We start from the raw sequence: 4,999 nt of genomic DNA, 5'->3' as shown, positions 1-4,999 counted from the left end.
ACGATCCGCTCGCGCAGGTCCATCGAATAGCTCTTGCCCATGATCCACCTCCATCCACGGTGAATCACGCTTCGTCAGATTTGGGAATCCTTCGATTCCCGATTCAGGCACGACGCTCTAGATGGCGCAGGCCGTGACGGTGGCCGCCTTGGCGGAGGCATAGTTTGCCGCCGCTGATGTCGCCGCTGAGTTCGCATGGGCCAGGGCGGCGCCGGCAGCCACGTTGGCGGCGGTCGCCAGGGCCACAGCACCCGACGCGGCCGCCGCCACGGTTACGGCGGTAGCGGCCGATGACGCCGTGGCGATGACGCCGGCAGCGGCGGCGGCCGAAGCGGCGTTGGCGGCGGCAAGCGCGGCCAGGGCGCCTGCTGCAGCGGTATTGGCCACAACCACGGCCGCTGTCGCGGCAGCGGCCAGCGCGTCGGCAGCGGGATCCAGACCCAGCTGGGCGGCGGCAAATGCGATGGCGAGCCCCTCGGCCACGTCGGCGCCGGTCGCCGCGGCGGCGGCGGCGGCGGAAGCGGCGTCCGCCACCACAGCGGCTGCGGCCAGAGACGCCGCCAGCGTTACGGCGGCGGCGGCGGCAGCGGCTGTCGTCGTAACGGCCGCCGTGGCCACGCCCCCGGCGGCGATCGCCGCCGCAAGCACCGACTGGGTTGCGGTGGATGCGATCTGATCAGTGGCGAGCGTCGAAAGCGCCTGGTTGTTCGCCGTCAAGGCGGCTGCTTCGGCGTTCATTGCGGCCTGGCATTGCGGAGTGACGGGCATGGTGTTCACGGCCTTCTGTTTACGTCGTCCACCAAATGTGATCCGGATAACATCGATACACGATTAAGCTACCCTGGCTTCACACAATCTCGAGACCTGCAGGCAGGACGACCCGCGCGCCGGCCGAACCGGCGCTGAAACGCGGCCATTCGCTCCGGACCTCGGGTCCTCTCCAGCCGTCGGGCGCGATGCGGGCTCATGGGGCGATGAAACAGCGCGCGGGCCTACCGGGCTATGTAGGAAACTGGTTACTGAGCCGCGGCCGCGCCTCAGAGGTGTCATCCCGGTTTTCAACGCAGGTGAAAGACCGGGACCCATAGACTCCGGAATTACGGTGATGGTGTGGACGGCGCTCCTCTGATGATGTCCTGCAACGACAATCATCATGGCACGCAGATGACGCTCACGAGCGCCGTCCACACCATCACCGTAATTCCCGTAATTCGAATAGGCGTGCGTATCCTCACTTTGCGAAGACGACACCCAACGCCCAAGCCGGGCGCGAAGCCGCCCTTCAGAAATCGCCGGCCCGATATCGGGCGGTATTCAGTTGGCGCCACGCCCCCGTGCACGGGCTTAGCGGCTGTTCGTGGCCGCGTTGCAGAACCGTATCAATGGATTCCCCGTGATTCTGCTCAATCGCGAAAACGGTGGCGGTTGGGTCTGGCTGGATTGAGCGGATATCTTCAAGGCATTTCGGCATAATCTCAATACGGTCTTTGTCCCGCCGCATGAGATCTGGCGAATTGTGCTCTTCTCTCACATAGCAGTATCGGTCGCCAAAGATATGCTCCCGATAGGCATATCGTCTCTTCACAAGATGCGGCTGGGGCTTGCTGGTGCTGATGACAAGCAGGGCTGTCATGTTGGCATTCCGTCCTGTTAGGCCAGGTTGCCTTTATGTAGGCGGCCCATCTGATCCCGCAAGCTGTCCACCAGCGCCTGGGCATAGGGCCTCAGCGGCTCCTGGGCGCGGACCACGATGGTGAGTTCGCGGAGCGCCCAGTCGTCGGTCAGTTCGATGACCGCCAGGGCCATGGTCTGGGCGGCGCGGTGGGCCGTGGTCTGGGGGACGACGCCGACGCCGACGCCGGCGGCCACCAACCGGCAGACCGCATCGAAGCTGCGCAGCTGGATCCGGGCCTTCAGCGGGCGGCCCTCGCGGGCGGCCTTGCCGGTCAGAAACCGTTGCAGCGAGCTTGAGCGTTCCAGACCGACGATGTCGAAGTCCAGCACCTCGGCAAACGCCATCCGGGTTCGCGCCGCCAGCGGATGGTTCTGCGCCGCCACCACCACGAACCGGTCGGAGCGAAACGGATAGGTCTGTAGGCGGCCGACATCGACGGTGCCGGCGACGATGCCGATGTCACCGACGCCCTCGGCGATCAGGCCGACGATCTCGTCGGACAGCCGCTCCTCCAGATCGACGTTGACCTGGGGGTGGGCGGCGAGGAACAGGCTGAGCGGTTCCGGCAGGAACTCGGTAAGCGCGTTGGTGTTGGCCAGAAGCCGGACCTCGCCTGACAGGCCGCCGGCAAAGGCGGAAAGGTCGTCGCGCATCCGGGCCGCCTGGTCGAGCAGGCTCCGGGCGTGTTTCAGCAGCGTGTGCCCGGCGGGCGTCAGGGCGACGCCTGCGCGCGAGCGCGTCAGCAGGGCCGCGCCCAGATCGGCCTCCATCTGCCGGATTCGCGTGGAGGCGGCGGCCAGGGCCAGGGCGCTGCGCTCGGCGCCCGCCGTGATCGAGCCGGCGTCGGCCACATCGCGGAACAGTCGAAGATCGATCAAATCGAAGCGCATCCTTCGCCATCCACGAAGCAAAACTGGGAAACTGACGCATTGCGCCTTTAGCAAGGCTTAGAATACTTCACGATCTACGAAGTTTCGAGTCCGGCGACTGCCTGCCAGGTTCGGGTCTTCGTTGACAGCCCCGACGTCACCCTTACAACCGGGTCGGGCACAGGTTTTGGGGGAGGCGAGAGCGCTTCGATGACATCCGTTCCACGGGGACCCGCCGACAGGCCGATGTCGCCGCACCTTCAGGTGTGGCGCTGGCATGTCACCATGCTCACCTCGATCCTGCATCGCGTCACCGGCGCCGGGCTCTATGGCGCGGGCCTGATCGTTGCGGCCTGGGCCGTGGCGCTGGGCAGCGGGCCGGAAGCCTATGGCGCCTTCATGGACCTGCTGGGCTCGCCGCTGGGCAAGCTGGTGATGTTCGCGATCAGCCTGGCGTTGTTCTACCACCTGGCCAATGGCGTCCGGCACCTGATCTGGGACGCGGGGCATGGGCTGGACCTGAAGAGCGCCAATTCGTCGGCCTATGCAGTGTTTGGTTTCACCATCGCCGCGACGCTGGCGATCTGGGTGATCGCCTTCATGGCGGGAGTGGTCTGATGAACTTTCGCACACCCCTTTCGACGGCGCGCGGGCTGGGCTCGGCCAAGCACGGCGTCAGCCACTGGATCTCCGAGCGGGTCGGCGCGGTGGCGCTGGTCCCGCTGGTGCTGTGGGCGGTCTACAGCTGCATTCTGCTGGCCGGGATGGACTATTACGGCGCGGTTGAGTGGATCGGCAATCCGGTCAACGCCACCCTGATCATCCTGACCATCACCATCAGCTTCATGCACATGCAGGGCGGCGTTCGGGTGATCATCGAGGACTATGTCTACGGACACCTCACCAAGGCTGCGGCCCTGATGGCCAATGTCTTCGTCTGCGGCCTGGCGGGCGCGCTGGCGATCTTTTCAATCCTCAAGGTCGCGCTGGGGGGCGCCTGAACCCATGGCGACGTACGAGTTCATCGATCACAAGTTTGACGTGGTGGTGGTGGGGGCCGGCGGCTCCGGCCTGCGCGCGGCGCTGGGCTGCGCCCAGGCCGGGCTGAAGACCGCCTGCATTTCCAAGGTGTTTCCGACCCGGTCGCACACGGTGGCGGCGCAGGGCGGGATCTCCGCCTCGCTCGGCAACATGGGCGAGGATGACTGGCGCTGGCACATGTATGACACCGTCAAAGGGTCGGACTGGCTGGGCGATCAGGACGCCATCGAATACCTCTGCCGCAACGCGCCGGCGGCGGTCTATGAGCTGGAACACTGGGGCGTTCCGTTCAGCCGCACCGAGGACGGCAAGATCTATCAGCGCGCCTTCGGCGGTATGACCAAGAACTACGGCGAGGCCCCGATCCAGCGCACTTGTGCGGCGGCCGACCGCACCGGCCACGCCATGCTGCACACCATGTATGGCCAGTCCCTGGCCAACGCGACCGAGTTCTTCATCGAGTATTTCGCGCTCGACCTGATCATGGATGAGGGCGTCTGCCGGGGGGTGACCGCCTGGAAGCTGGACGACGGCACCCTGCACCGGTTCCAGGCGCAGATGGTGATCCTGGCCACGGGCGGCTATGGCCGCGCCTATTTCTCGGCCACTTCGGCCCATACCTGCACCGGCGACGGCGGCGGCATGGCGCTCAGGGCCGGCCTGCCCCTGCAGGACATGGAATTCGTGCAGTTCCACCCCACCGGGATCTACGGCTCCGGCTGCCTGATCACCGAGGGCGCGCGTGGCGAAGGCGGCTATCTCACCAACTCCGAGGGCGAGCGCTTCATGGAGCGCTATGCGCCCACCGTGAAGGATCTGGCGCCGCGCGACATGGTGTCACGCGCCATGACCATGGAGATCCGCGAGGGTCGGGGCGTGGGTCCGAAGAAGGACCACATCTTCCTGCATCTGGATCACCTGGACCCGAAGATCCTGCATCAGCGCCTGCCCGGCATCTCCGAGAGCGCCAAGATCTTCGCCGGCGTGGATGTGACCAAGCAGCCGATCCCGGTTATCCCCACCGTGCACTACAACATGGGCGGCATCCCCACGAACTTCTACTCCGAGGTGGTGACCAAGGCGGGCAAGAACCCTGACCAGGTGGTGCCCGGGCTGATGTCGGTCGGCGAAGCGGCCTGCGTCAGCGTCCATGGCGCCAATCGCCTGGGCTCAAACTCGCTGATCGACCTGGTGGTGTTCGGCCGTTCGGCGGCTCTGCGGGCTGCCGATATCCTGAAGGCCGGCGCGACGCAGCCCGAGCTGAAGCCCGCCATGACGGACGGCCATCTGGCGCGCCTGGACCGGTTCCGCAACGCCGACGGCGGCACGCCGACCGCCGACCTGCGGCTGGAAATGCAGATGGTGATGCAGGAAGACGCCGCCGTCTATCGCACCTCCAAGGACCTGGCCTCGG

At 66.1% G+C, this 4,999-nt stretch carries 6 protein-coding genes; 3 read left to right on the top strand and 3 right to left on the bottom strand.

Translation table 11 applies throughout. The features are described from left to right. Positions 1 to 117: 117 nt before the first annotated feature. The 3 genes from ACIQ3B_RS17960 to ACIQ3B_RS17950 form a co-directional block, all read right to left on the bottom strand. A complete protein-coding gene (locus tag ACIQ3B_RS17960) occupies positions 118 to 738 on the bottom strand; it encodes a hypothetical protein (RefSeq protein WP_397405021.1) in 621 nt (206 codons plus the stop codon). 544 nt (positions 739 to 1,282) lie between these two features. Continuing rightward, complete coding sequence (locus ACIQ3B_RS17955; protein ID WP_397405019.1) at positions 1,283 to 1,633, bottom strand: hypothetical protein; 351 nt, start codon at positions 1,631 to 1,633, stop codon at positions 1,283 to 1,285. Positions 1,634 to 1,650: 17 nt separating this feature from the next. After that, entirely contained in the window at positions 1,651 to 2,565 is a 915-nt protein-coding gene (locus ACIQ3B_RS17950) for a LysR substrate-binding domain-containing protein (RefSeq protein ID WP_397405018.1), read from the bottom strand. A gap of 189 nt (positions 2,566 to 2,754) precedes the next feature. Between ACIQ3B_RS17950 and sdhC the strand changes: the two genes are divergently transcribed. The 3 genes from sdhC to sdhA all read left to right on the top strand — a co-directional run. Continuing rightward, positions 2,755 to 3,162 carry a succinate dehydrogenase, cytochrome b556 subunit gene (sdhC, locus tag ACIQ3B_RS17945; RefSeq protein WP_397405017.1) on the top strand — a complete coding sequence of 136 codons (408 nt, stop codon included), beginning with the start codon at positions 2,755 to 2,757 and terminating at the stop codon, positions 3,160 to 3,162. Then, complete coding sequence (gene sdhD, locus ACIQ3B_RS17940; protein WP_397405015.1) at positions 3,162 to 3,545, top strand: succinate dehydrogenase, hydrophobic membrane anchor protein; 384 nt, start codon at positions 3,162 to 3,164, stop codon at positions 3,543 to 3,545. Before sdhC ends, sdhD begins: the two co-directional genes overlap by 1 nt. A 4-nt stretch (positions 3,546 to 3,549) precedes the next feature. Next, positions 3,550 to 4,999 (top strand): succinate dehydrogenase flavoprotein subunit (gene sdhA, locus ACIQ3B_RS17935; protein WP_397405013.1); only part of this gene is annotated, 1,450 nt, incomplete at its 3' end.

This window comes from Phenylobacterium sp. (assembly GCF_044358365.1).
Classification (GTDB): domain Bacteria; phylum Pseudomonadota; class Alphaproteobacteria; order Caulobacterales; family Caulobacteraceae; genus Phenylobacterium.
Note: the sequence above shows the minus strand (reverse complement) of the source record. Positions and strands in the feature narration are given on the sequence as shown.